This window comes from Tahibacter harae (assembly GCF_024437735.1).
Lineage (GTDB): Bacteria > Pseudomonadota > Gammaproteobacteria > Xanthomonadales > Rhodanobacteraceae > Tahibacter > Tahibacter harae.
In genome coordinates, this window is the sequence record NZ_JANFQO010000020.1 from 20,325 (window position 1) to 46,603 (window position 26,279).

General features: G+C 68.6%; 22 protein-coding genes. 6 read left to right on the plus strand and 16 right to left on the minus strand.

Features of this window, described 5'->3' with window-relative positions; translation table 11 throughout:
• Window positions 1-41 precede the first annotated feature (41 nt).
• The 5 genes from NM961_RS18445 to NM961_RS18465 form a co-directional block, all read right to left on the minus strand.
• Complete coding sequence (locus NM961_RS18445) at window positions 42-1,781, minus strand: delta-60 repeat domain-containing protein (protein ID WP_255915887.1); 1,740 nt, start codon at window positions 1,779-1,781, stop codon at window positions 42-44.
• Window positions 1,782-2,151: 370 nt separating this feature from the next.
• Window positions 2,152-3,207, minus strand: a complete 1,056-nt coding sequence (locus tag NM961_RS18450) for a 2-oxoacid:ferredoxin oxidoreductase subunit beta (RefSeq protein ID WP_255915888.1) — start codon at window positions 3,205-3,207, stop codon at window positions 2,152-2,154.
• Window positions 3,208-3,379: 172 nt separating this feature from the next.
• On the minus strand, window positions 3,380-3,646 hold the full coding sequence (locus tag NM961_RS18455) for a hypothetical protein (protein WP_255915889.1): 267 nt from the start codon (window positions 3,644-3,646) through the stop codon (window positions 3,380-3,382).
• Between the two features lie 72 nt (window positions 3,647-3,718).
• Window positions 3,719-5,569, minus strand: coding sequence for a 2-oxoacid:acceptor oxidoreductase subunit alpha (locus tag NM961_RS18460; RefSeq protein WP_255915945.1), 1,851 nt, complete (start codon window positions 5,567-5,569; stop codon window positions 3,719-3,721).
• The gene (locus NM961_RS18465) at window positions 5,569-7,392 is read right to left on the minus strand and encodes an FAD-dependent oxidoreductase (protein ID WP_255915890.1); all 1,824 of its coding nucleotides are present in this window, start codon (window positions 7,390-7,392) and stop codon (window positions 5,569-5,571) included. Before NM961_RS18465 ends, NM961_RS18460 begins: the two co-directional genes overlap by 1 nt.
• 192 nt (window positions 7,393-7,584) lie before the next feature.
• On the opposite strand from NM961_RS18465, the gene NM961_RS18470 reads away from it, so the two are divergent.
• Together NM961_RS18470 and NM961_RS18475 are read left to right on the plus strand one after the other, a co-directional pair.
• The gene (locus NM961_RS18470) at window positions 7,585-8,670 is read left to right on the plus strand and encodes an aromatic ring-hydroxylating oxygenase subunit alpha (RefSeq protein WP_255915891.1); all 1,086 of its coding nucleotides are present in this window, start codon (window positions 7,585-7,587) and stop codon (window positions 8,668-8,670) included.
• Window positions 8,667-9,956 (plus strand): amino acid permease, encoded by a 1,290-nt coding sequence (locus NM961_RS18475; RefSeq protein ID WP_255915892.1) that lies wholly within the window; start codon window positions 8,667-8,669, stop codon window positions 9,954-9,956. The genes NM961_RS18470 and NM961_RS18475 overlap by 4 nt, the downstream gene beginning before the upstream one ends.
• A 3-nt stretch (window positions 9,957-9,959) precedes the next feature.
• Here the strand turns inward: NM961_RS18475 and NM961_RS18480 are convergent, their stop codons facing one another.
• The 6 genes from NM961_RS18480 to NM961_RS18505 all read right to left on the minus strand — a co-directional run bounded on the left by NM961_RS18480 (window position 9,960) and on the right by NM961_RS18505 (window position 16,653).
• Window positions 9,960-10,529 (minus strand): CAP domain-containing protein, encoded by a 570-nt coding sequence (locus tag NM961_RS18480; protein ID WP_255915893.1) that lies wholly within the window; start codon window positions 10,527-10,529, stop codon window positions 9,960-9,962.
• Between the two features lie 111 nt (window positions 10,530-10,640).
• Complete coding sequence (locus NM961_RS18485) at window positions 10,641-10,853, minus strand: formate dehydrogenase subunit delta (RefSeq protein ID WP_255915894.1); 213 nt, start codon at window positions 10,851-10,853, stop codon at window positions 10,641-10,643.
• Between the two features lie 2 nt (window positions 10,854-10,855).
• Window positions 10,856-11,695: a formate dehydrogenase accessory sulfurtransferase FdhD gene (gene fdhD / locus NM961_RS18490; RefSeq protein WP_255915895.1), complete on the minus strand. Its 840-nt coding sequence runs from the start codon at window positions 11,693-11,695 to the stop codon at window positions 10,856-10,858.
• Window positions 11,673-14,522 (minus strand): formate dehydrogenase subunit alpha, encoded by a 2,850-nt coding sequence (fdhF, locus tag NM961_RS18495; RefSeq protein WP_255915896.1) that lies wholly within the window; start codon window positions 14,520-14,522, stop codon window positions 11,673-11,675. The genes fdhD and fdhF overlap by 23 nt, the downstream gene beginning before the upstream one ends.
• Before the next feature lie 71 nt (window positions 14,523-14,593).
• Window positions 14,594-16,135 carry a formate dehydrogenase beta subunit gene (locus NM961_RS18500; protein WP_255915897.1) on the minus strand — a complete coding sequence of 514 codons (1,542 nt, stop codon included), beginning with the start codon at window positions 16,133-16,135 and terminating at the stop codon, window positions 14,594-14,596.
• Window positions 16,132-16,653 carry a formate dehydrogenase subunit gamma gene (locus tag NM961_RS18505; RefSeq protein ID WP_255915898.1) on the minus strand — a complete coding sequence of 174 codons (522 nt, stop codon included), beginning with the start codon at window positions 16,651-16,653 and terminating at the stop codon, window positions 16,132-16,134. Before NM961_RS18505 ends, NM961_RS18500 begins: the two co-directional genes overlap by 4 nt.
• A 280-nt stretch (window positions 16,654-16,933) precedes the next feature.
• Between NM961_RS18505 and NM961_RS18510 the strand changes: the two genes are divergently transcribed.
• The gene (locus NM961_RS18510) at window positions 16,934-17,662 is read left to right on the plus strand and encodes a copper homeostasis protein CutC (RefSeq protein ID WP_255915899.1); all 729 of its coding nucleotides are present in this window, start codon (window positions 16,934-16,936) and stop codon (window positions 17,660-17,662) included.
• A gap of 80 nt (window positions 17,663-17,742) precedes the next feature.
• On the plus strand, window positions 17,743-18,417 hold the full coding sequence (locus tag NM961_RS18515; protein ID WP_255915900.1) for a YceH family protein: 675 nt from the start codon (window positions 17,743-17,745) through the stop codon (window positions 18,415-18,417).
• Between the two features lie 384 nt (window positions 18,418-18,801).
• Here the strand turns inward: NM961_RS18515 and NM961_RS18520 are convergent, their stop codons facing one another.
• From NM961_RS18520 to rlmE, 5 genes are all read right to left on the minus strand, one after another.
• A complete protein-coding gene (locus NM961_RS18520; protein ID WP_255915901.1) occupies window positions 18,802-19,737 on the minus strand; it encodes an isopenicillin N synthase family dioxygenase in 936 nt (311 codons plus the stop codon).
• An 84-nt stretch (window positions 19,738-19,821) separates the two neighbouring features.
• Window positions 19,822-21,174 (minus strand): phosphoglucosamine mutase, encoded by a 1,353-nt coding sequence (glmM, locus tag NM961_RS18525; RefSeq protein WP_255915902.1) that lies wholly within the window; start codon window positions 21,172-21,174, stop codon window positions 19,822-19,824.
• Between the two features lie 283 nt (window positions 21,175-21,457).
• Window positions 21,458-22,348, minus strand: coding sequence for a dihydropteroate synthase (folP, locus tag NM961_RS18530; RefSeq protein WP_255915903.1), 891 nt, complete (start codon window positions 22,346-22,348; stop codon window positions 21,458-21,460).
• A gap of 371 nt (window positions 22,349-22,719) precedes the next feature.
• On the minus strand, window positions 22,720-24,651 hold the full coding sequence (gene ftsH / locus NM961_RS18535; RefSeq protein ID WP_255915904.1) for an ATP-dependent zinc metalloprotease FtsH: 1,932 nt from the start codon (window positions 24,649-24,651) through the stop codon (window positions 22,720-22,722).
• An 11-nt stretch (window positions 24,652-24,662) separates the two neighbouring features.
• The gene (rlmE, locus tag NM961_RS18540) at window positions 24,663-25,283 is read right to left on the minus strand and encodes a 23S rRNA (uridine(2552)-2'-O)-methyltransferase RlmE (protein WP_255915905.1); all 621 of its coding nucleotides are present in this window, start codon (window positions 25,281-25,283) and stop codon (window positions 24,663-24,665) included.
• A gap of 217 nt (window positions 25,284-25,500) precedes the next feature.
• Between rlmE and yhbY the strand changes: the two genes are divergently transcribed.
• Both yhbY and NM961_RS18550 read left to right on the plus strand, forming a co-directional pair.
• The gene (yhbY, locus tag NM961_RS18545; RefSeq protein ID WP_255915906.1) at window positions 25,501-25,797 is read left to right on the plus strand and encodes a ribosome assembly RNA-binding protein YhbY; all 297 of its coding nucleotides are present in this window, start codon (window positions 25,501-25,503) and stop codon (window positions 25,795-25,797) included.
• A 3-nt stretch (window positions 25,798-25,800) separates the two neighbouring features.
• A complete protein-coding gene (locus tag NM961_RS18550) occupies window positions 25,801-26,181 on the plus strand; it encodes an Mth938-like domain-containing protein (RefSeq protein WP_255915907.1) in 381 nt (126 codons plus the stop codon).
• The last annotated feature ends 98 nt before the right edge of the window (window positions 26,182-26,279 follow it).

Here is a 26,279-nt window from a genome sequence, read left to right on the forward strand (position 1 = left end):
ACGTGCGCCGGCGCCGGCAGCCGGCCCGGCGCGCCCGGCGCCTAGGCCAGCGGACGGCGCCGCCGGAAAGCGCCCAGTCCCAGCAGCGCCAGCGCTGCGGCGAGCAGGGCCAGCGCGCCGCGGCCGGCGGCGGGCACCGGCGTCGTCACCGCGGCGGCACCTGACGTGCAGGAGAGGCTGTAGCTGATGCTGGGCTCGTCCGTGTCGTTGATGCCCGAGCAGGTCAGCGTGCCGGTCTGCGCCGTCAGCGGCGTCACCGGCATGGTGCAGGACACCGGCACGGACTGGCTCGCGCCGGTCGCAATCGTCAGCGGGAACGTGCCGCCGACGCTGAAGCCGGCCGAAGCCGTACAGCTGGCGACCACGAGCGGATCGCCGCCACGATTGGCGAAGTCTATCGTTCCCAGCAGCTGGCTCTGGCCGGGCGTGCCGCCGGTGACCGAGAAACTGCCGCCGGCAGCCGGCGTGGCGACCAGTTCCGGCGGAATCAGCGCAGTACCGCGCAGGCGCGCGATGTACATGGCGCCGCCGGCGCCGCCCGATTCGCCGCCGCCGATGACGAGGTATTTGCCATCGGCCTGGCGCGCCAGCTGCCGTGTCTGGCTACCGCCGAAGGGCATGGCGGCAAGACCGTTGCTGCCGAAATCCGGATCGATTGCCCCGTCGGGCAGCAGTCCCAGCAGGCTGGCCGCATCCGCACCGAATCCGCTGGCGACGATATGGTCGTCCGTATCGACCAGCAGCTGCGGCGCAGGACGGATCGCGTAATCGATCGCAACGGTGGTTTCAATTCTCACGGGAGTGAAAGCCGCGTCCGTCGTGCCGTCCGCAAGAATCCGGCGGATGCCGAAATAGTTGCCCATGAACCCGCCGATCTTGCCTGCCGCCAGCAACGCGCCGCTGGACTGACGTGCCAGCGCAGATACGTAGCTCGAATTGAACCAATATTCGGAGAACAGCCGGAGCGAACCGCTCAAGGCGGCGCTGCCGAAACTGGGGTCGAACGTGCCGTCGGAGCCCAGTTTGTAGGCTGTACCCGCCGCATCCTGGTTCTGCCTGTTCTGCTCCGCGCCTCCCAGATAGATGGCGCCGCCGACCGGCAGCACCGCGCTGGCCTCGGCAAAGAAACGGGTCAGCACGGGAGGCACATAAGCCACGCCATTGGTGGCGAACGAAGTGTCGATCAGGCCGGCATCCGTCAGCTTGATGACCATGACATTGCGCGTGGCGTACGTCGGCAGCGGCACCCAGACCATCGACAGCGCACCGCCGAGGTAGAAGCCGCCGTCGCCGGACGGCACCAGATCCAGCAACAGCGGGCCGCCCTGATCGGGAGCCAGCGGCGGCACATAGGTGCCGCCCGTGCCGTAGCTGAGGTCGAGCTGGCCCTGCGGCGTCAGACGCATCAGCGCGGTCTGCCCGGCGACAAGGATGTGGCCGGTCGAATTGACGGCGACATTGCGCGGAACGGCCGCCAGCGCCGAGCCGGCCTGCGGCGCGGCGAGCAAGGTTACCCCGTTGGTTCCGAAGCTCGAATCCAGGCTGCCGTCGCTATTGAAGCGCACCACGGCCCACTGCCGGACGCCGCCCTGTTCGGCATAGCCCACCGCGACGATGCGGCCGTCCGGCTGCACGGCCAGATCGACCAGGCTGCTCTGCTCCAGCAGCGGAAGACGCACCACGCCATCGGTACCGAACGAGAGATCGAAGTCGGCCCGGTTGGCCAGCGCCGCGGGCGATGCCAGCGTGGCCGCCAGCGCGGCGCCGAGAATAGTGCGCAACAGAAAACGTCCAGCCCAGCCTGAGCCTGCTGACTTCATGGCAAAAACCCCTGTTTGACCCTGGTGACGAAGCGTATCGGAATCGGGCGGCAAACCGATTCCCTCCTTGGAACGATAACGGCAAATCGTTCAGTGCAGGATCAACCGCCGTGCCTGCATCGGGAACGGACAGCGAGTTGCGCGCAGCCGCACGCTGGCGGCGCAACGGCCAGCGCGCGGACACGGCCGCCGCAGCCGGAGGCAACAGCCGCGATGCATGCCGCGCCAGCGGCCGCTGGCTACATCGCCAGCGCGGGCCTGCGGCGGACTGCCGATCCCCGCACGCCGCCCCTGGAAATGCGGCGTGCCGCCGCCGTGCGCAATTCCGGTTTCAGCGGAACCCCGCATTGATCTTCGCCAGCACCGCCGAGCCGGGCGAAAGCTCGGCCGCGCCCAGGCGATTGAACGGCGTGGCCACGGTGTTGAGGTGGGTGTGCAGATCCTCGGCCTGCGCATCGACATAGAGCAGGCCGGTGACGACCTCGCCCCTGGCCTGGCGCTGCTGCACATGGTTCATCGCGGCGATGCGGTCGCGCGGGTCGTAGTCGGCGGCGAGCTTGTGCAGGCGCAGGCGCGAGCCGTCGTGCTGCTCGACCTCGATGGTGCTGCCGGCCGGATAGTCGACGGCGATTTCCTCGCGCTCCGGAATCACGTCCAGGCGGTTGACCGCCTCGTTGTGCGCGCGCACGTATTCGTAGCTCTTGGTGCTGCCGGCGTGGTTGTTGAATGCGACGCAGGGGCTTATCACGTCGAGGAAGGCGGCGCCGCGATGGGCGATGGCGCCCTTGATCAGCGGCACCAGCTGGGCCTTGTCGCCGCTGAAGCCGCGCCCGACATAGGTCGCGCCCAGTTGCAGGGCCAGGCCGATCAGGTCGATGGGGCTGTCGGCATTCACCACGCCGCGCTTGGAGGTGCTGCCCTGGTCGGCGGTGGCGGAGAACTGGCCCTTGGTCAGGCCGTAGACGCCGTTGTTCTCGACGATGTAGGTCATGTTCACGCCGCGGCGTATCGCGTGCACGAACTGGCCTATGCCGATGGAGGCGGAGTCGCCGTCGCCGGACACGCCCAGGTACAGCAGCTCGCGATTGGCCAGGTTGGCCCCGGTCAGCACCGAGGGCATGCGCCCGTGCACCGTATTGAAGCCGTGCGACTGGCCGAGGAAATAATCCGGCGTCTTGGAACTGCAGCCTATGCCGGACAGCTTGGCCAGCCGGTGCGGTTCCACATTGAGTTCCCAGCAGGCCTGGATGATGGCTGCGGAGATGGAATCGTGGCCGCAGCCGGCGCAGAGCGTGCTGATCTTGCCTTCGTAGTCGCGCCGGGTGAAGCACAGCGCGTTCTGCGGCAGGGTGGGATGGTGCAGCTTGGGCTTGGCGATGAAGGTCATGGCTGGGCCTTGGCGCGGTGGTTGCCGCGCCGGGAGTGGGGATCCGGGATGGGGGATGTGCAGGCAACGCCGAGGCTTCGGCGGGGAGGATGCAGGACGGAAGATGTGCAGACGCAGGCGGGCATTGCAGCGCGCCCCGCGCATCTCCGATCCCGACTATCGAATCCCGCCCTCACTGCGCCGGCCTCCAGGTCACGGCAAAGCCGAGCACGCACACCGTGACCAGCAGCCCCGCCAGCTGCCAGGCGCCCATGAACACGGCCATGCCGGCCAGCGGCGTGTGCACCATCAGGGCGATGCGGAACAGCAGCGACAGGGTTTCCAGTATCGCGGCGGCCAGCAGCCAGGGCGAATGCGTCTTGACGAACAGCACCGCGAACGCGGCGATCAGCAGCGGCGCGGCGAGGAAGGACAACAGGTACATGATGGAGGTTTCCATCAGTGCGTGGCTCCGGCGGTAGGCATGCGGTGGTCGGACTGTAGTCCATGGGCCGGAACGGCGTTCATCCGTTCAGCGTCCGCTGCCGGCCGCGCCGACCCGTTCGGCGATGGCGCCGGCGATGAAGCGCGCGGTGATGGGCGTGCCGTCGTAGTGCAGCACGGCGGGCACGCGCGCCGGGTCCAGGTCGAATTCGTTGATCAGCAGGCTGCGCAGCTGGCCGTCGCGGTTCTGTTCGACCACGTAGACGACATCATGCGCCGCGATGAACTCGCGCACCGAATCCGGGAACGGGAATGCGCGCAGGCGCAGGGTGTCCAGCAGCAGGCCGTCGCGTTCCAGCAGCGTCATGGCCTCGGCCATGGCCGGACTGGTGGAACCGTAGAAGATCGCGCCATGGCGCGTGGGCCGTGCGGCCGCGCGCAGCACCGGCGCCGGCACCAGGCTGCGCGCGGTATCGAACTTGTGCAGCAGGCGCTGCATGTTGTAGACGTAATCCGGGCCGCGCTCGGAATAGCGCGCGTACGGATCGCGCGAGGTGCCGCGGGTGAAGTAGGCGCCCTTGCTCGGATGCGTGCCGGGATAGGTGCGGTACGGAATGCCGTCGCCGTCCACATCCTTGTAGCGGCCGAAATCGCGGCCGGCTTCCAGTTCCTCGGCCGTCATCACCTTGCCGCGGTCGTAGACGCGGGCATCGTCCCACTGCAGCGGCTCGCACAGGCGCTGGTTCATGCCGATGTCCAGATCGGTGAGCACGAACACCGGCGTCTGCAGGCGATCGGCCAGGTCCAGCGCCGCGGCGCTGAATTCAAAGCACTCGGTCGGATCCTGCGGCAGCAGCAGCACATGCTTGGTGTCGCCATGGGAGGCATAGGCGCAGGCCAGCACGTCGGACTGCTGCGTGCGCGTAGGCATGCCGGTGGACGGGCCGCCGCGCTGCACGTCGATGATGGTGACCGGGATCTCGGCGAAATAGGCCAGGCCGATGAACTCGTTCATCAGCGAGATGCCCGGGCCCGAGGTAGTGGTGAAGGCGCGCGCGCCGTTCCAGCCGGCGCCGACCACCATGCCTATCGAGGCGATCTCGTCCTCGGCCTGGACGATGGCGAACCGGTTCGCGCCGCTGGCCGGATCGACGCGGTATTTCATGCAGTATTTCTGGAACGCCTCGGCCAGGGACGAGGACGGCGTGATCGGATACCAGGCGCAGACCGTCGCGCCGCCGTACACGCAGCCCAGCGCCGCCGCCGTATTGCCGTCGAGGAAAATCTTCTCGCCCACGTTGTCTGCACGCTGCACGCGCAGGCCCAGCGGATGGGCCATGTGCTGCAGCACGTGGTCGCGGCCCAGGTGGAAGGCCTTGCGGTTGGCATCGAGCAGCTTTTCCTTGCCGCGGTATTGTTCGCCCAGCAGGGTCTCGATCACGCCGGGCTCGATTTCCAGCAGCACCGACAGCGCGCCGATGTACATGATGTTCTTGAACAGCTGGCGCTCGCGCGCGACGGTGTAGTTCTGCGCGCAGATGTCGGTCAGCGGCACGCCCAGCAGCTGGATGTCGTCGCGGAATTTCGAGCGCGGCAGCGGCTTGGTCGAGTCGTACAACAGGTAGCCGCCGGGTTCGATCTCCTTGAGGTCGGCGTCCCAGGTCTGCGGGTTCATCGCCACCATCAGGTCCACGCCGCCGCGCCGGCCCAGCCAGCCCTGCTCGTTCACGCGCACTTCGTACCAGGTGGGCAGGCCCTGGATGTTCGACGGAAAGATATTGCGCGGACTGACAGGCACGCCCATGCGCAGGATGGATTTCGCAAACAGCTCGTTGGCCGAGGCCGAGCCCGAACCGTTGACGTTGGCGAACTTGATGACAAAGTCGTTGCAGGCGGAGAGCGGCGCGACCACAGGTGCTACTACCGGTACAGACACCATCACGCCGCCTCCCGGCATGCGCCCTTGCTGCGGCAGCCCGGCCCGGCGTGGGTCATCTCGATCAGGTATTTGTGCATGTCCCAGGCGCCGGTGGGGCAGCGTTCGGCGCAGAGGCCGCAGTGCAGGCAGACGTCTTCGTCCTTGACCATGACGCGGTGGGTCTTGAGTTCGCCCGAGACATACAGCGCCTGCTCCGTGTTCAGCGCCGGCGCGGTCAGGCGCTGGCGCAGTTCGGCTTCCTCGCCGTTGGCGGTGAAGCTGATGCAGTCCATGGGGCAGATATCGACGCAGGCATCGCATTCGATGCAGACCTTGTCGGTGAACACCGTCTGCACGTCGCAGTTGAGGCAGCGCTGGGTTTCCTTGAGCGCGGTCTGTGCGTCAAAGCCGAGTTCGACCTCGACCTTGATATTGCCCAGGGTCTGCTCGCTGGGCGCCCAGGGCACCTTGTGGCGGTCTTCCGGCGAGACCTCGTTGTCATAGCTCCATTCGTGTATGCCCATCTTCTGCGACAGCAGGGTCACCTGCGGCGGCGGGCGTTCGTGCACGTCCTCGCCGTTGAGCAGTTTGTCGATGGACACCGCGGCCTCGTGGCCGTGGGCCACGGCCCAGATGATGTTCTTGGGCCCGAAGGCCGCATCGCCGCCGAAGAACACCTGGGGCAGCGTGGACTGGAAGGTCTGCTTGTCGACGACGGGCATGCCCCATTCATCGAAGGCGATGCCGGCGTCGCGCTCTATCCACGGGAAGGCGTTTTCCTGGCCTACGGCGATAAGCACATCGTCGCACTCCACCACTACGTCGGGCTCGCCCGTGGGCACCAGCTGGCGCCTGCCGCGGGCGTCGCGCTCGGCGCGCACGCGCTCGAACTGCATCGCGGCCAGGCGGCCGTTCTCATGCAGGAAGGCCTTGGGCACGTGGTAGTCGAGTATGGGTATGCCTTCGTGCTGGGCGTCCTCCTTTTCCCAGGGCGAGGCCTTCATCTCGTCGAAACCCGAGCGCACCAGCACCTTCACGTCGGCGCCGCCCAGACGCCGCGCCGAGCGGCAGCAGTCCATCGCGGTATTGCCGCCGCCGAGCACGATGACGCGGCGGCCTATGCTTTCGATATGGCCGAAGGACACCGAAGCCAGCCAGTCGATGCCGATATGGATGTTGGCCGCGCATTCCTGCCGCCCGGGCAGATCCAGGTCGCGCCCGCGCGGCGCGCCGCTGCCGACGAAGATGGCGTCGTAGCCCTGGCCGAGCAGCGCCTTGAGCGAATCGATGCGTTCGCCGGCACGGAACTCCACGCCCAGGTCGAGGATGTAGCCGGTCTCCTCGTCGATCACCGACTCGGGCAGGCGGAAGCGCGGGATCTGGCTGCGGATGAAGCCGCCGGCCTTGGCCTCGCCGTCGAACACGGTGACCTGGTAGCCCAGCGGCGCCAGATCGCGCGCCACGGTGAGCGAAGCCGGCCCGGCGCCGACGCAGGCGACGCGGCGGCCGTTGGGCTTGCCGGCGCGCGGCAGGCGCGCGCGCACATCGCCCTTGTTGTCGGCGGCGACGCGCTTGAGGCGGCAGATGGCGACGGGCTCCGGCGATTCGCCGTTGTTTTCCTCGACCCGGCCGCGGCGGCAGGCGGGCTCGCAGGGCCGGTCGCAGGTGCGGCCGAGCACGCCGGGAAAGACATTGGATTTCCAGTTGACCAGATAGGCGTCGGCATAGCGCCCCGCCGCGATCAGGCGGATGTATTCCGGTACCGGTGTATGGGCCGGACAGGCCCACTGGCAATCGACAACCTTGTGGAAGTAATCGGGAACACGGATATCGGTGGGACGCACCTTCACCCTCCTCGCCGCACTGTTTGCGCCGAGAGGCTCCTGACGTGACGCAGCTGGGAGCCTCGCCTGTCGATCCTGCCCGAGTGTGCCGCGTGTCGCGCAGGAAGAAAAGGAACGCCGCGTCACAAGCGGCCCCTGCCGGGTGCGGCGGAAAACGGTAGAGTCGCCGGGAACGCCGCCAGACTCCTGTCCATGCACTTCCAACCTGAATCCGATTGGCTGCGCGCGCAGCCGCTGGACCGCGCCAGCGCCCTGCCCGCGCCGTTCTACATCGACGCCGACGCCGCGCGGCAGGAACGCCGCCGCGTGTTCGGCCGCAGCTGGCAGCTGCTCGCCCATGCCGGCCAGCTCGCCGCCGCCGGCGATCACGTGGTCGAGGAAATCGGCGGCGTGCCGGTGCTGCTGGTGCGCGGCGAGGACGGCAGCCTGCGCGGTTTCCACAATGTCTGCCGCCACCGCGCCGGGCCGCTGGCGCTGTGCAACGGCCGCGGCGCCAAGGCCCTGCGCTGCCGCTATCACGGCTGGACCTATACCCTGGCCGGCCAGCTGCGCAGCGCGCCGGAGATGGATTCGGCCGCGGACTTCGATATCGCCGGCGTGCGCCTGCCGGAAATTGCCGTGGCGAGCTGGCAGGGGCTGGTCTTCGCCGCGCTGGAGCCGGCCGTGCCGCTGGCGCAGGTGCTGGCCGGCATCGACGAACGCCTGCGCGGCCATGACCTGGCCGGCTACGTGTTCAGCCACCGCACCAGCTACGAGATCGCCTGCAACTGGAAGGTCTACGTCGACAACTACCTGGAGGGCTACCACGTCCCGCATATTCATCCGGCGCTGAACCGGCTGCTGGACTACCGCAGCTACCGCACCGAAGTGGCCGACTGGTATTCGCTGCAATGGAGCCCGCTGGAGAACGAGGGCAATTTCTACGGCCAGGGCGACGCGCTGTATTACTTCATCTGGCCCAACATCATGCTCAACATCCTGCCGGGCCGGCTGCAGACCAATCGCGTAGTGCCGCTGGCGCCGGACCGCTGCCGCGTCGAATTCGACTACTACTACCCGCCCGCGGCCGATGCCGCCGAACAGCAGCGCCGCCGCCAGGACCAGGACTTCAGCGACGAGGTACAGCAGGAAGACGTGGCGATCTGCCTCGCCGTGCAGCAGCGCCTGGGCTCGGGTTCGTACCTGGCCGGGCGCCTGTGCCCCAAGCGCGAAAGCGGCGTACACCATTTCCACGAACTGCTGCGCCGCGCCTGGCGCGAATCCGGGGCGGACGCATGAACGGCACGGCGCGCAGCATAGGCCTGTGGACGGCCACGGCCCTGGTGGTCGGCAACATGATCGGCTCGGGCCTGTTCCTGCTGCCCAGTTCCCTCGCACCGTTCGGCGCGGCCAGCGCGCTGGGCTGGAGCATCAGCGCCGTCGGCGCACTGCTGCTGGCGGCAGTGTTCGCGCGCCTGGGGCAACTGCGCCCGGCGGCCTCGGGCGGGCCCTACGCCTTCGCCCAAGCGGCCTTCGGCGACGGCGTCGGCTTCATCGTGGCCTGGTGCTACTGGATCTCGATATGGAGCGCGGTGCCGGCCATCGCCATCGCGCTGACCGGCTATGCCGGCAGCCTGCTGCCTGCGGCGACGGCGACGCCGGCGCGTTCGGCGGCCTGCTCCATCGTCATATTGTGGATCTGTACCTTTTTTAATATCGCCGGCCTGCGCACCGCCGGCGGCGTGCAGCTACTCACCACCCTGCTGAAAGTGGCGGCCCTGGTCGTGTTCGCCCTGGCCGGCCTGCTCTGGTTCGACACGCCCGCGGCGGCCGCACCGGCACCGTTCAATCCTTCGGGCCAGAGCCTGGCCCAGGTTGCGTTCGCGACGTCGGCGCTGACCCTGTGGGCCTTCCTCGGCCTGGAAAGCGCGACCGTACCCGCCGGCGCCGTACGCGATGCCGAGCGCACCGTGCCGCGGGCGACCCTGCTGGGCACCGCCGTCGCCATCATCGTCACCATCGCCGCCTGCAGCGCCGTGCTGCGCCTGGTGCCGGCGCAGACGCTGGCCAACTCACCGGCGCCGTTCGCCGAGGCCGTGCGCCTGCTGCTGGGCGACGGCGCCGGCAAGCTGGTCGCCGTGGTCGCCGCCGTCACCTGCCTGGGCGCCCTCAACGGCTGGGTGCTGATGCTGGGCCAGCTGCCGCTGGCGGTCGCCCGCGACGGCCTGTTTCCGGCCGTGTTCGGCCAGGTGGATGCCCATGGCACGCCGCGGCTGGGCCTGCTGATCGGCGCCACCCTGTCCAGTCTGCTGGTGCTGGCCAACTACCACGCCAGCCTGGTCAGCCTGTTCACCTGGGCGGTGCTGCTGTCGACGGCGGCTTCGCTGCTGCCGTTCCTGATCTGTGCACTGGCCTTGCTCAAGCTGGAACGCGGCCGGCCGGCACTCGGTGTAGTCGGCGTGCTGGCGGCGCTGTACGCGGCCTATGCCCTGGCCGGCACCGGCGCGCAGGCGCTGCGCTGGGGCGCCGCGCTGCTGCTGGCCGGATTGCCGTTCTATCTGTGGCAGCGGCGCAGCCGCAGCTGAGGCTCAGTACGGCCGGGCGCCGGAATTGCCCGGCGGGCTGTACTGGCAGACGACGAAGGTCCAGTTGGTGAACGGCGGCTGGAACGGCGAATTCGTCGTGCACTGGCGGATGCCGCAGCCGACGCTGGCCGTCGTGCGCCAGACCATCTGGGTGTAGTGGCCGCACTGGGAGATACTGCAGGTATTGGCCGCATAGTTGTAGCCGGACTGCTCGCTCAGCCAGCTGTTGGCCGCCGCCGTTTCCACATTGCTGGGAAATCCCGACGACACCGCGCCGGCATAAATGTTCTCGCCCACGCCGGCCATGCCGCTGTGGGCGTAGTTGCAGTTGTTGGCGTAGTTCTGCGCCTGGGTCGCCAGTGCGGCGCTCCAGGTGAGGTTGGCCAGGGGCGGACTGGCCGCGGGAATCACTGTCTTGCGCGCGCAGTTGTTCAGCGCCAGATGCGTTTTCCAGTTCGCCGGCGCCAGGCCTATGTCGCTCTGGAAACCGTCGTTCATCACGCAGTCGAGAAACACCGCCGGCGCGGCCGGGGCGAAAGTGCACAGCAGGATCAGCAGCAGCAAGCGTCGCATGGGTCGGTCACCTCGCGGCCGATAGTAGCCGCCGGGCAGCGTGAAAACGCGGTGACGCAAAGGTAAACCCGGGCTTCACGCGCGCATTCCGTGACCGCGTTGGCGAAGCGCTCAGGCCTGCGCCAGGCGCGCCACCGCTTCGCGCGCCAGTTCATGCAGTCCGGCGCCGCCGGTCTCGCGCCAGTGCGCCAGCAGTGCGGCACGCATGCGCGGCTCCCAGAAGCGACGCAGGTGCGTGGCGATACCGGCGACGGCTTCGTCGTGATCCGGTTCCGAGGCGAAATAGCGCGCGATGTCGTTGGCCATGCCGACCAGGCGTTCCACGTTCAGGCTGCACCTCCGCGGTTGCCGGCGTAGCGGCCGGCGTGGCTGTATACGGCGCAGCCGTCGGGCCGCGCAAATCCGATCAGGGTCAGGCCGCAGTTTTCGGCCAGGGCGATGGCCAGCGCGGTCGGCGCCGAGATCGCCGCAAGCACGCTGATGCCGGCCGCCGCGGCCTTCAGCGCCATCTCGTAGCTGGCGCGGCTGGTGACCACGGCGAAGCCCGCGTCGGCGGCGATGCGGCTGCGCTGCAGCGCACCGATCAGCTTGTCCAGCGCATTGTGCCGGCCCACGTCCTCGCGCAGCAGGTGGATGCGGCCGTCGGCGCCGGCCCAGGCCGCCGCATGGGTGGCGCCGGTGGCGGCGGCCAGCGACTGGCCCGCGGCGAGCTGGGCCAGCGCCGCATCCAGCGCAGCGGCCGTGACCACGATGCCGGCGCCCACGGGCGCCGGCGTGCGCAGCACCTCGTCCAGCTGCCGGCTGCCGCAGAGGCCGCAGCCGCTGCGGCCTTCCAGGCGGCGCCCGCGCGCGGCCAGCGCCTGGGCCCGGTCCGACGGAATCTGCAACTGCAATTCCACGCCTTCCAGCCGCGGCTGTATCTGCAGGTCCAGCAGTTCCTGCGGCGCGGCGATCAGTCCTTCGCTGAGGGCGAAGCCCAGGGCGAAATCCTCCAGTTGCACGGGCGTGGCCATCATCACGGCAAAATGTTCACCATTGCACGAAATGGCAACGGGAACTTCCTCGGCGATCTGGTCGCCATATTGCTGCAGCCGGCCTTCGCGCCAGCGCGCGACCGGGCGCGTCACGGCGCCGGGCGGCGCCTCAGCCGGCGGTGGAGCGGACATGCCGCAACAGCTCCAGCTGGTGCTCGGTGAAGGCCTGGTGGCGGCGCTGCCAGTCCGAGGGCTGCGACACGCGCGTGGCCTGCACCGCGGTGACCTTGTATTCGGGACAATTGGTGGCCCAGTCCGAGTTCTCCGTGGTCACCACGTTGGCGCCGGATTCGGGGAAATGGAAAGTGGTATAGACCACGCCGGGCTGCATGCGGTCGGAGAGGCGCGCGCGCAGCACGGTGTCGCCGGCGCGGCTTTCCACGCCGACCCAGTCGCCGTCGGCGATGCCGCGCTGCTCGGCGTCGAAGGGATGCAGTTCCAGCACGTCCTCGTCGTGCCACAGCACATTGGGCGTGCGCCGGGTCTGTGCCCCGACGTTGTACTGCGACAGGATGCGGCCGGTGGTCAGCAGCAGCGGGAAGCGCGCGTTGACCTTTTCCTCGGTGGGCACGTATTCGGTCAGCATGAAGCGGCCCTTGCCGCGCACGAATTCGTCGACGTGCATGGTCGGCGTGCCCAGGGGATGTTCGTCGTTGCACGGCCACTGGATCGAGCCCAGTTCGTCCAGGCGGGCGAAGCTGACGCCGGCGAAGGTCGGCGTGAGCGCGGCGATCTCGTCCATGATCTGCGACGGATGCGTGTAGTTCATCGGATAGCCCAGGGCCTGGGCGATGAGCTGGGTGATCTCCCAGTCCGCATAGCCAGCCTTGGGCTGCATCACCTTGCGCACGCGCGAAATGCGCCGCTCGGCGTTGGTGAAGGTGCCGTCCTTTTCCAGGAAGGAACTGCCGGGCAGAAAGACGTGGGCGAACTTGGCGGTCTCGTTGAGGAACAGGTCCTGCACCACCACGCATTCCATGGCGCTCAGCGCCGCCGTGACGTGCTGGGTGTCGGGATCGCTCTGGGCAATGTCCTCGCCCTCGATGTAGATGCCGCGGAAACTGCCGTCCAGCGCGGCTTCGAACATGTTGGGAATGCGCAGGCCGGGTTCGTCATGCAGCGGCACGCCCCAGGCGGCCTCGAAGCTCTGCCGCACGGCGCTGTCGGACACATGCCGATAGCCGGGAAACTCGTGCGGGAACGAGCCCATGTCGCAGGAGCCCTGCACATTGTTCTGCCCGCGCAGCGGGTTCACGCCCACGCCGACGCGGCCGATATTGCCCGTGGCCATGGCCAGGTTGGCGATGGCCATGACCGCGGTGGAACCCTGCGAATGCTCGGTCACGCCCAGGCCGTAGTAGATCGCCGCATTGCCGCCGGTCGCATACAGCCGCGCCGCGGCGCGCACCTCGTCGGCGGGAACGCCGGTCTCGGCCTGCAGCGCCTCGGGCGCGTTGCGTTCCTGCGCGACGAAATCGCGCCATTTGGCGAAGGCCGGGCCTTCGCAGCGCGCGGCGACGAAAGCCTCGTCGACCAGGTGTTCGGTGACGATCACATGGGCCAGCGCATTGAGCACCGCCACATTGGTGCCGGGCCTGAGCTTGAGATGGTGCTGCGCCTGGATATGCGGCGTGCGCACCAGGTCGATGCGGCGCGGATCAATCACGATCAGCTTCGCGCCCTGGCGCAGGCGCTGTTTCAGGCGCGAGGCGAATACCGGGTGGCCGTCGGTGGGATTGGCGCCGATCACCAGCACCACGTCGGCCTGCTCCACCGAATCGAAATTCTGCGTGCCGGCGGATTCGCCCAGGGTCTGCTTGAGGCCGTAGCCGGTGGGCGAATGGCAGACGCGGGCGCAGGTGTCGACATTGTTGGTGCCGAAGGCGGCGCGCACCAGTTTCTGCACCAGGTAGGTTTCCTCGTTGGTACAGCGCGAGGACGTGATACCGCCGATGGAGTGCCGGCCGTAGGCCTGCTGCAGGCGGCGGAACTCGGCCGCGACATGGGCGATGGCGACCTCCCAGCTCACCGCCTGCCAGGGATCGCTGATGCGCTTGCGCAGCATGGGCGTGGTGATGCGGTCGCGGTGCGTGGCATAGCCCAGAGCGAAACGGCCCTTGACGCAGGAATGGCCGTGGTTGGCCTGGCCGTTCTGGTCCGGCACCATGCGCACCAGTTCCTCGCCCTTCATCTCGGCGCGGAAGGAACAGCCCACGCCGCAGTAGGCGCAGGTCGTCACCACGCTGCGTTCGGGCTGGCCCAGCGCGATCAGCGATTTCTCGCTCAGGGTCGCGGTGGGACAGGCCTGCACGCAGGCGCCGCAGCTGACGCATTCGGAACCCAGGAAAGCTTCATCCTGGCCGGCGGATACCTTGGAATCGAAACCGCGGCCCTGGATGGTCAGGGCGAAGGTGCCCTGCACCTCGTCGCAGGCGCGCACGCAGCGCGAGCAGACGATGCACTTGGACGGATCGAAGGTGAAATACGGATTGCTCTCGTCCTTCTGCGCCTGCCGATGGCTGGCGCCGTCGTAGCCGTAGCGCACCTCGCGCAACCCCACCGCGCCGGCCATGTCCTGCAGCTCGCAGTGGCCGTTGGTGGGACAGGTGAGGCAATCCAGCGGGTGATCGGAAATATACAGTTCCATTACGCCGCGGCGCAGCTGGGCCAGCTTCGGGCTCTGCGTCCGCACCTTCATGCCGGCCGCGGCCGGCGTGGTACAGGACGCCGGATAGCCTTTGCGCCCTTCGATCTCGACCAGGCACAGGCGGCAGGAGCCGAAGGCCTCCAGCGTATCGGTGGCGCAGAGCCTGGGTATGGCCGTGCCGGCCAGCGCCGCGGCGCGCAGCAGCGATGTGCCGGCGGGCACGCGGACGTGCTGGCCGTCGATTTCCAGCGCGACTGTTTCGCCGGCATTGACGGCCGGTGTGCCCAGATCGGTTTCGACGAAGGAACGCATGCGGTTCTCCTGCGCGGCGGTTCAGCCTGCCGCGGCGGCGGGCAAAGCAATCAATGGCGGCAGCGGCGCAGTCACGGCCGCGGCAGCCCGAAATCCTGCGGAAAATGATCCAGCGCGCTCAGCACCGGGAACGGCGCCATGCCGCCCAGCGCGCACAGCGAACCTTGCAGCATGGTCTCGCACAGGTCGCGCAGCAGGTGTTCGTTGCGCTGCGGCTCACGCCCGGCGCGGATGCGGTCTATCACTTCCACGCCGCGGGTGGAGCCGATGCGGCACGGCGTGCATTTGCCGCAAGATTCGACCGCGCAGAATTCCATGGCGAAGCGCGCCTGCGCGGCCATGTCGACGCTGTCGTCGAAAGCGACCACGCCGCCATGGCCGAGCATGCCGCCGGCGGCGGCGAAGGCTTCGTAGTCGATCACGGTGTCGAAGCGGCTTTCCGGCAGATAGGCGCCCAGCGGGCCGCCGACCTGCACCGCACGTAGCGGCCGGCCGCTGGCGCTGCCGCCGCCGAAATCGTAGAGCAGCTCGCGCAGGGTCAGGCCGAAGGCTTTTTCCACCAGGCCGGCGCGGCGCAGATTGCCGGCCAGTTGCAGCGGAATGCTGCCGCGCGAACGGCCGCTGCCGTAGTCGCGGTAGAACGCGGCGCCGCGGGCGAGGATCAGCGGCACACTGGCCAGGGTGACTACGTTGTTGATTACCGTGGGCTGGCCGAACAGGCCGGCGATGGCCGGCAGCGGCGGCTTGAAGCGCACCTGGCCGCGCTTGCCTTCCAGCGATTCCAGCAGCGCGGTTTCCTCGCCGCAGATATAGGCGCCGGCGCCCAGCCGCGCGTGCAGATGGAAGGGCCGGCCGCTGCCGCCCGCGTCGGCGCCGAGATAGCCCGCGGCGGTGGCCAGCGCGATGGCGCGCGAGAACACCTGGAACGCGCGCGGGTATTCGCTGCGGATGTAGACATAGCCTTCGCTCGCGCCGACCGCGAGGGCGGCAATCAGCATGCCTTCGATCAGCGAATACGGATCGCCTTCCAGCGTGAGCCGGTCGGCGTAGGTGCCCGAATCGCCTTCGTCCGCATTGCAGACGATGTACTTCTGCGCCGACTGCGCCTGGGCGCAGGTCTGCCATTTGATGCCGGCCGGAAACGCCGCGCCGCCGCGGCCGCGCAGGCCGGAGTCGGTCACTTCCTGCACGATGGCGGCGGGCGCCAGCGCCAGTGCGCGGGCCAGGCCCTGCCAGCCTTCGTGCGCGGCGTAGTCCTCCAGGCTCAGCGGGTCGGTGATGCCGATGCGGCGATAGGTCAGGCGTTCCTGCTGCTTGAGGAACGGGATTTCCTCGGTCGGGCCCAGGCGCAGCGCGTGCGCGCCGCCATGCAGGAAATCCGCCTCGAACAGGCTGGGCACATCTTCCGCCGCTACCGGGCCATAGGCGATGCGGCCCGCGGGCGTGGCCACTTCCACCAGCGGCTCCAGCCAGAACAGGCCGCGCGAGCCGTTGCGCACCAGGCGGATGTCCAGGCCGCGCTGGCGCGCCTGCGCCGCGGCGGCCTCGGCCACGGCCTGGGCACCGACCGACAGCGCGGCCGAATCGGCGGGTACGTAGACGGTAACGCTCATGCCGGCGCCTCCAGGCCGTCCAGCAGCTCGCGCAGCCGCGCCGGCGTCACGCGGCCGCGCAGTTCGCCGTCGATCAGCAGCGCCGGCGACAGTGCGCAATTGCCCAGGCAATAAGCCGGCTCCAGCGTGACCGCGCCGCTGGCGCTGGTCTGGTGATAGTCGATGCCGAGCTGCTGTTTCGCCTGCGCTTCCAGCGCCGCGGCGCCCATGGCCTGGCAGCTTTCGGCGCGGCACAGCTGCAGCACATGACGACCTGGCGGAGTGCCGCGGAAATGGTGGTAGAAGCTGATTACGCCGTGCACGTCGGCACGGGAAAGGTTGAGCCCGTGCGCGATCAGCGGCACGGCCGCCGGCGGCACATAGCCCAATCGGTCCTGCACCGCGTGCAGCAGGGGCAGCAGCGGCCCGGGCAGTGCGCGGCAGTCGGCAATGGCCTGCAGTACGGCGGCGCGTTCCGCCGGCGTGGGGCCGGGATCGTTCATCGGCATCGCAGCGGGCGTGGGGCTGGCTGGCGACATGCGTGGGCTTGCTCCTGTACGTGCCGCGGTCCGCCGCGCGCCTGCCAAGCCTAAAGCAAGGCCCCGGAAACAGCACGGGCTGACGGCCACGCTGCGGTGATGCGGCGCGATGGCTACGGGACAGTACCGCAGCAATGCAGGCGCACCGGGCGGCCGCGCCGGCAAATCGCGGCGCCGCGTCCGATGGGGGCGTCGTACCTGACCCGGACAAGGCCGGCTGGTCAACCCGGCTGCCGAAACCGTGTAAGGTCGCGCGATCCTTTCCGCTCCCGCCCTGCCCATGACCGTGCGCGCGCTTCCCGTGGAGATCTGCCTGGACTGCGGCCCGCACCTGGCCGCCGACTGCGCCGCGGCCGCCGCGGGCGGCGCGCACAGCATCGAACTCTGCCGCGACATGGCCGCGCAGGGTCTCACGCCCGGCGCCGCCGATCTGGCCGCGGCGCGGGCGCAGTTTCCGCGCGCCGGCCTGTATCCCATGATCCGGCCGCGCCGCGGCGATTTCGATTACTCCGGCGCCGAGATCGCGCTGATGCTCGAACAGATCGCCCAGGCCGCCGGCCAGGGCGCGGACGGCGTGGTGTTCGGCGCACTGCGCGGCGGCGCACTCGATACCGCCGCCCTCGCCCGCCTTTTCGCCGCGGCACGCATGCGCGGCCTGCGCAGCACCTTCCACCGCGCCTTCGATGCGCTGGACGATGCAGCCGCCGGGCTGGAAACACTCATCGGCCTCGGCGCCGACCGCATCATGAGCAGCGGCACGCGCTGGGGCAGCAGCGGCGGCGCCGTGGCCGGCGCGCAGCGGCTGGCCGCGCTGATTGCACAGGCGGACGGGCGCGTGGAGGTCGTGCTTGGCGGCGGCATCGCCGCGGCGACGCTTGCGGCATTGCTTGAACAGCTGCCGCACACCGGGGCGGTATCGCTGCACGCCTACGGCTCGGTGCTGAGCGCCGGGCGCGTCGACGCCGGCAAAGTGGCCGAGCTGGTCCGGATGGCGCAAATCGCCGGCTGATGGCGCGACAACGGCGGATCGCCACATCGGCGCAGCCGTTTTGCGTCTACCATGCAGCCCTCTCGCCGCCGGAGCCCGCCGTGACCCAGGACGAAACGCAGGAAAACCGCAGCGCCTTGCTGGAACCCATCGAAGCCCGCGTACTGGGCTGCCTGGTGGAGAAAGCCGCCACCACGCCCGAGGTCTATCCGCTCACGCTCAATGCGGTGGTCTCGGCCTGCAACCAGAAATCCAACCGCGACCCGGTGCTGGAACTGGAACCCGGCGCCGTCGGCCACGCGCTGCGCCAGCTCGAAGGCAAGCGCCTGGTGGTGGGCTCGCTGTCGGCGCGGGCCTCGCGCTACGAGCACCGCATGGACCAGGTGCTCAATATCACCCCGCGCCAGCGCGCCCTGCTCGCCCTGCTGATGCTGCGCGGCCCGCAGACGGCGCCGGAGCTGCTGACCCGCAGCGAACGCCTCGCCGATTTCCCCGGCCTGGACGAAGTGCGCGCCACTCTGGAACGCCTGGCCCAGCGCGAACCGCCCATGACCGTGCGCCTACCGCGCAGCGGCGGCCAGCGCGAAGACCGCTACATGCACCTGCTGTGCGGCGAGGTGAACCTGGACACGCTGGCCGCCGCGAGCGGCGGCGACAATGCCGGCAGCAGCGCGCAGGCACTGGAATCGCGCATAGAACAGCTGGAAGCCCTGGTCGACGCCCTGCAGCAGCGGCTCAACCATATCGAGCAGCGCGTAGGTTCCGATTCCGAATAGCGCGCGGCGCATATCCGCCGCAGCGGGATTCGGGATTCGGGATTCGGGATTCGGGATTCGGGATTCGGGATTCGCAGCGAGTGTGCGGCGGAATCCAAGGTTTCCGGCAAGCGAAATTTGCCGGATTTCTTCGAGAAGAAGCGAAAAACTCCCTCTCCCCCAAGCTCACTTGGGGGAGAGGGCTGGGGTGAGGGGGCGACGATCAACGCGCCTCACCGCTGGATTTTCGCCGAAAAATTCAATAGACGAAGAACCGCGAAAACCGAACTCCATCGCCGGCTGAAGCGCCGCCCCTCACCCAACCCCTCTCCCCCAAACAAGTCTGGGGGAGAGGGCTAACGGCAAAGATTCCCAGCCCCGGCAGCCCACCCGCAGGCGCGCAATTCACGCCAGCTTGATCTCCCTCAACCGCTCCATCAGATACTCATGCGAGGTGATCGACGTCGAATACCGCCGGGGATTCCCCTCCGAAACACAGCAATCCAACGGATCGAGCACCACGTCCGGATTCGGATGCAGGAAGAACGGCACCGAATACCGCGGCTTGCGCGCCAGCTCCCCCGGCGGATTCACCACCCGGTGCGTAGTCGACGGATACACATGGTTGGTCAGCCGCTGCAGCATGTCGCCGATGTTCACCACGATGGTGTCCTCGGCCGAGGTGAACGGCACCCATTCGCCGGTGCGCGACTTCACTTCCAGGCCGGCCGCGCTGGCGCCGACCAGCAGGGTGATGAAATTGATGTCCTCGTGCGCGCCGGCGCGCACGTTGGGGATGTCATCCGCGGTGATCGGCGGATAGTGGATGGGGCGCAGGATGGAATTGCCCGAATCCGTCTTGTTCTCGAAGAAATTCTCCGGCAGGCCGATATGCAGGGCCAGCGCGCGCAGCACGCGCGTACCGAGCTGGTCCAGCGCGGTATAAAGGCCGTAGCCGTAGTCGCGGAAGCCGGCGATCTCCTCGGGCCACAGGTTGGGCGGCATCACGTCGGCGAAGCGCGAATCGCGCGGGATCTCGCGGCCAATGTGCCAGAACTCTTTCAGGTCGGGATATTTGGAATCTTTCGCAGTTTCCACACCGAACGGGGTATAGCCGCGCGCGCCGCCGCTGCCCTTGATGTGGTACTTCATCTTGGTTTCGGCCGGCAGGGCGAAGAAGGCGCGGAAGCGGTCGTAGGCGCCGTCGATGAGTTCCGCGCTGATGCCGTGGCCGCGGATACCGGCAAAGCCCCATTCGCGATAGGCCGCACCGAGTTCGGCGACGAAAGCATCGCGGTCGCTGTCGTAGCGGCGGATGTCCAGAGTTGGGATGGCTGACATGGTTGGCGTTCCGAAACAGGAGGACAACGACGGCGCCAGGGCGCCGCTGCGGGAGCGCCGCCGCCGCGGCGGCGCAGGCCAGATTCAGGCGGGTTCCGTGGCCGCGGATTCTACGGCGCGCGCGAGCCGGCCGGCCAGCGCGTCCACCAGGGCGGCGTCGGCTGCTTCTATGGTCACGCGCACCAGGGGCTCGGTGCCGGAGGCGCGCAGCACCAGGCGGCCGCGGCCTTCCAGTTCCTGTTCCACGGCGGCGCGTTCGGCCAGCACGCGGGCATGCTGCAGCAGACGGCCGCCGTCGGCGACGCGCACGTTGCGGGTGATCTGCGGCAGGCGCTCCCAGCCGGCGCAGCAGGCGGCCAGGCTCTGGCCGCGGCGCACCAGCACTTCCAGCACCTGCAGCGCGCTGACCAGGCCGTCGCCGGTGGAGGCGCGGTCCAGGCAGAGGATATGGCCCGACGCTTCGCCGCCGAGCACGCCGGCGGTTTCCTTCAGCGTCTGCGTCACATAGCGGTCGCCAACCTTGGCGCGCAGGAAGCCGATGCCGGCTGCGGCGAAGGCGCGCTCCAGGCCGTAGTTGGTCATCAGCGTGCCGACGACAGGGCCGCGCAGGCGGCCGCTGTTCTGCCAGTCCACCGCCAGCACGTAGAGGATGTCGTCGCCGTCGACCAGACGGCCCTGGTGATCGACGAACTGCACCCGGTCGCCGTCGCCATCGAAGGCGATGCCCAGGTCGGCGCCCTGCTCCACCACGGCGCGCTGCAGGGCCGCCGGGTGGGTGGAGCCGCAGTCGCGGTTGATGTTCAAGCCGTCGGGCTGGGTGCCGATGGTGCTGACGCGGGCGCCCAGTTCCTCGAACAGCTTGGGCGCGATCTGGTAGGTGGCGCCGTGGGCGCAGTCGATCACCAGCTTGAGGCCGCGCAGGCTCAGGTCCTGGGGAAAGGTGGAGTTGCAGAATTCGGCGTAGCGCGTGGCGGCGTCGTTGACCCGCGCGGCCTTGCCGATGCGCTCGGAGGGCACGGTGACGAAGGGGGCGTCGAGTTCCTCCTCGATCGCCGCCTCGACTTCGTCGGCGAGCTTCTCGCCCGCGCCGGAAAAGAACTTGATGCCGTTGTCCTGGTGCGGGTTGTGCGAGGCGCTGATGACGATGCCGGCGCTGGCGCGCAGGCTGCGGGTCAGGTAGGCCACCGCCGGCGTGGGCATGGGGCCGAGCAGGCGCACGTTGGCGCCGGCGGCGACCAGGCCGGCCTCCAGGGCGGATTCGAACATGTAGCCGGAGATGCGCGTGTCCTTGCCGATCACCACGGTGGCGACGCCGTCCGGACCGGTCAGCACGCGCCCGGCGGCGCGGCCCAGCTTGAGCATGAATTCGGCCGTGATAGGCCATTCGCCCACGTGGCCGCGGATGCCGTCGGTGCCGAAATACTTGCGCTTGCTCATGCCGGGGTTCCGCGGGAAATGGTCGGCAAGCATAACGCGGGGCGAGCGGCGGCGCCTCCCGGGTGCGGAACGGGGTGCGCCGGAACGGCTGCGGAAACGGTTGTTTGCAGGCGGGCAGCCCGTGGCGCGGGGGCTTGCGCCGGGGCCGATGCCATCGCGCGCCGGCGGATACCTGGGCGCAGGCGCCGCATGGCTTGGGATGCCGGCCGCCTGCCACCCGGGGCGCAGGAACAGCGAATCGCCGTTGCCCGCTCCCGTTCGCGGCAAAGCGGCAATCCTGCGTCTACTCGTCGTCACCCCAGCGCGGTGCCCGGGGCGCCGGCTTGCGCAGCACCGCCGGATTGGCCACCGGCGCCCATACACGCAGCGCATCCACGGTCGCCGCCACGTCGTGCACGCGCACGATGGCGGCGCCGCGCTGCACCGCGATCAGGGCGGCGGCGACCGAGGCGTGTATGCGTTCGGCCGGGTCGCTGCGGCCGCTGAGCGTGCCGAGGAAGGACTTGCGCGACAGGCCGGCCAGCAGCGGCACGCCCAGGTTGCTGAACTGCTGCAGCTCGCGCAGCAGGCTGAGGTTGTGTTCCAGGGTCTTGCCGAAGCCGAAGCCCGGATCGACCAGCAGGCGCTTGCGCGGAATGCCGGACAGCTCGCAGGTGAAGAGGCGGTCGGCGAGGAAGCGCTTGATGTCGGCGACCACTTCGTCGTACTGCGGGTCGGCCTGCATGTCGCGCGGCTGTCCCTGCATGTGCATCAGGCAGACCGGCACCTGCAGCTCGGCCGCGGCCTCCAGCGCGCCGTCCTGGCGCAGGGCGTAGACGTCGTTGATCAGGCCGGCGCCGGCTTCCACGGCCGCACGCATCACCGCGGGCTTGGAGGTATCGACGGAAATCGGCACGCGGCCGTCCTGGGCCAGCGCACGGATCACCGGCACGACACGGCGCAGTTCTTCCTCGGCAGTCACCGCCGCGGCGCCGGGGCGGGTGGATTCACCGCCGACGTCGAGCAGGTCCGCGCCTTCCTCGATCAGACGCAGGCCGTGGGCGATGGCTGCACTGGCATCGAAATGCGCGCCGCCGTCGGAGAACGAATCCGGCGTGACATTGACGATGCCGCAGACCAAGGGGCGATCAAGCACCAGCTCGCGGCCGGCGCAGTCCAGCGTGGGGTGGATCATGTCTTTCTCCTGCGCCAAGGCTGCACATTGTCCATCAATGCAAAAGGCCGCAATTGCGGCCTCTGCTTCCGCCGCAAGAGACGGCGAGCGGGTTTTCAGCTCCCACTCCTCCGACAGCGTCGGGGGAGAGGATTGGGTGAGGGGGCAACGTTTCCGTTCGCCGGCAGACGGTTTTTCGCCTGCGCATCGAAAGGACGAAAACCCGGCGGCGAAGCTGATTTCAGCGTTGCCCCTTACCCTGCCCTCTCCCCCAAGCAAGCTTGGGGGAGAGGGTGCGTCTGCCGCTGGCGCGGCGGGTTCATGGCGTCCCGCCTTCAGCTCCGCCCCAAGACGCGGACGGCAGGAAGGCCGGGCTCCCGATGGCGCGGTTCTTACTCCGCGTCGACCTGATCGCGCGTCACCGCCGCGCCGCCGATGGGGCTTTCGCCGCGCGGGCCGCTGGCGGCGCTGCCGCCGCTGGGCTTGCTCGGCGTCCAGTCCTTGGGCGGCGGCGGCTCCTGGCCCTGCATGATGGCGTCGATCTGCGATGCGTCGATGGTTTCGTACTGCAGCAGGGCCTTGGCCATGACGTGCAGCTTGTCCATGTTGTCGGTGAGGATCTGGGTGGCCTGGGCATAGGCCTTGTCCAGGATGGAGCGCACCACCTCGTCGATCTTGCGCGCCGTCTCGTCCGACACGTTCTTGTGCTGGGTGACCGAACGGCCCAGGAACACCTCGTCCTCCTGCTCGCCGTAGGCGATGGGGCCGAGTTCGTCGGACAGGCCCCACTTCGTCACCATGTTGCGCGCCATTTCGGTCGCGCGCTTGATGTCGTTGGAGGCGCCGGTGGTCACCTTGTCCGCGCCGAAGATCAGTTCCTCCGCGACGCGGCCGCCGTAGAGCGAGCACAGGTTGCTGTGGATGTAGGTGCGGTTGTAGCTGTAGCGGTCGCCTTCGGGCAGGAACATGGTCACGCCCAGGGCACGGCCGCGCGGGATGATGGTGACCTTGTGCACCGGGTCGTGCTCGGGCATCAGGCGGCCGACGATGGCGTGGCCGGCCTCGTGGTAGGCCGTGTTGCGCTTCTCGTCCTCGCTCATGGCCATGGAGCGGCGCTCGGCGCCCATCATGATCTTGTCCTTGGCCCGGTCGAAGTGGCTCATCACCACTTCGCGCGAGTTCTCGCGCGCGGCGAACAGGGCCGCCTCGTTCACCAGGTTGGCCAGGTCGGCGCCGGAGAAGCCCGGCGTGCCGCGGGCGATGACCATGGGCTCGACGTCGGAGGACACCGGCACCTTGCGCATGTGCACCTTGAGGATCTGCTCGCGGCCGCGCACGTCGGGCAGCGGTACCACCACCTGGCGGTCGAAACGGCCCGGACGCAGCAGGGCCGGGTCAAGCACGTCCGGGCGGTTGGTGGCGGCAATGACGATGATGCCTTCATTGCCTTCAAAGCCGTCCATCTCGACCAGCAGCTGGTTCAGGGTCTGCTCGCGCTCGTCGTGACCGCCGCCCAGGCCGGCGCCGCGGTGGCGGCCGACGGCGTCGATCTCGTCGATGAAGATGATGCAGGGCGCGTGCTTCTTGGCCTGCTCGAACATGTCGCGCACGCGCGCCGCGCCGACGCCGACGAACATCTCGACGAAGTCGGAACCGGAAATGGTGAAGAACGGCACCTTGGCCTCGCCGGCGATGGCCTTGGCGAGCAGGGTCTTGCCGGTGCCGGGCGAGCCGACCATCAGCACGCCGCGCGGAATCTTGCCGCCGAGCTTCTGGAACTTGCCCGGGTCGCGCAGGAAGTCGACCAGCTCCTTCACGTCGTCCTTGGCTTCGTCGCAGCCGGCGACATCGGCGAAGGTGACCTTGACCTGATCCTCGCCCTGCAGGCGTGCGCGCGAACGGCCGAAGCTCATCGCGCCGCGGCCGCCGCCGCCGGACTGCATCTGGCGCATGACATAGATGAGGAAGCCGATGAAGACCAGGAACGGCGCCCAGTTCACCAGGATGCCCAGCAGCGAGAAACCGCTGTCGGAGGGCTCGACACGCATCTTGTCGACTTTCTTCTCGATGTCGGCCAGATTGGCTTCGGTCAGCAGCGCCGTGGTGCGCACGGAGCTGCCGTCCTTGAGCTTGGCCTCGATCGTCGCCGGACGGTCGTTGTGCACCAGCACCTCGGCCACGCCGTTGTGCTCGACCTTGTCCATGAAATCGGAATAGGCGAGATCCTGCGTGCCCGATCCGCGCGGGTTGAAGCTCTGGAACACGGTCAGCAGCACGACCGCGATGATCAGCCAGAGCAGCAGGTTCTTGGCCATGTCATTCATCAAAACACTCCTTACGCGCGCCGGCCCCGGGCCAGTGCATAGACTTCGTTGGAACGCGCCCGCGAAGCCTTGGGTTTACGGATGCTGACGCGGGTGAACGCCGTCCGCAAGTTTCTAACGTACTCGTCGAAACCGACACCTTGGAACAGCTTGATCAGGAAATCGCCGCCGGGCTTGAGCCAGCGGCTGGCGAAATCCAGCGCCAGCTCGGACAGATGCATGGCGCGTGCCTGATCAACCAGGTCCACGCCGCTCATATTGGGGGCCATGTCCGACAGTACAAGATCCACGGGGGCGCCCTGCAGTCGCGCCTCCAGCTCGGCCAGCACGCTGTCCTCGCGGAAATCGCCGCAGATGAAATCCACGCCGGAAATGCCCTGCATCGGCAGGATGTCGAGCGCAACAATACGGCCGCAGCCCTTGAGTCTTTCGTTGACCAGCTGCGACCAGCCGCCGGGCGCGGCACCCAGGTCGACCACGGTCATGCCCGGCTTGAGCAGGTCGTCGCGCTCCAGCAGTTCGTCCAGCTTGAAGACGGCGCGCGAGCGGTAGCCCTCGGCCTGGGCCTTCTTGACGAAGGGATCCTTGAAATGTTCCTGCAGCCAGCGCTGGCTGCTCTTGCTGCGTGACATGGGAAGGCTTCGGGGTGGCTGCGCGGACGCAGCGGGGATGCGGGCCGCGCATGATACCCTGTCGCCCTGCCTGCGGTGCAGCGCCGCGTCGGTCCGGCCAGGAGCTGAACCCGGGCCGCCGGTCCGCGCGGCCCCGCCGTGCCGTGGCGCCAGGCCTGCATCCTGCCGCGGCGCCGCAACCACCGAATTCCCACTCAGCCAAAGGTTTTCCCCATCCATGCCACTGAGCAATAGCCAGCGCCGCTACCTGCGCGGCCTCGCCCACGATCTCAAGCCCGTCATCCTGGTCGGCGCCAAGGGCATCACCGACGCCCTGGTGCAGGAATGCAGCCTGGCCCTGGACCATCACGAACTGGTCAAGGTGCGCATTCCCGCCGAAGACCGCGAGGACTTCGCCGCCCAGGCCGCCCAGCTGGCCGAGGCGACCAAGGCAGAGACCGTGCAAACCATTGGCCGGACAGTGGTTTATTTCCGCCGCAACGCGGAAAAGCCGGTCATAGCCCTGCCCCGCTGAGCCATGCAGCTGTCCCTTAATCGGCCGGGCGAATACCTGTTTATCCGCCGCGTCGGCGCCGCGGCGATCACCGTGGTCGACCGCGACCTGGAGCGCAGCTTCGTGCTGGCGCCCGACCGGGCCATCGAAGACTGGCCCGTGACCGACGTGAAAACCCTGGACGCGGTCGCCGTCGCTCCCATCCTGGAACTCAAGCCGGCGGTGGTGATCCTCGGCAGCGGCCCGCGCACCGTCTTCCCGCCGCAGGCCGTGCTGGCCGAATTCCTCAAGCGCGGCATAGGCATAGAAGTGATGGACAACGCCGCCGCGGCGCGCACCTTCAATGTGCTGGCGAGCGAGGGGCGCAAGGTGGTCGGGGCGTTTGTGCTTGGGGGCCGGCAGTAGGGATTCGTTATCCGGGATCCGCAAAAGCGGGAGCGGGAATTAGCTGGCCGGGTCTTGTCCAGGCCGGGCTTTCCGGCAACCCGCCTCGCTGCGCTCAT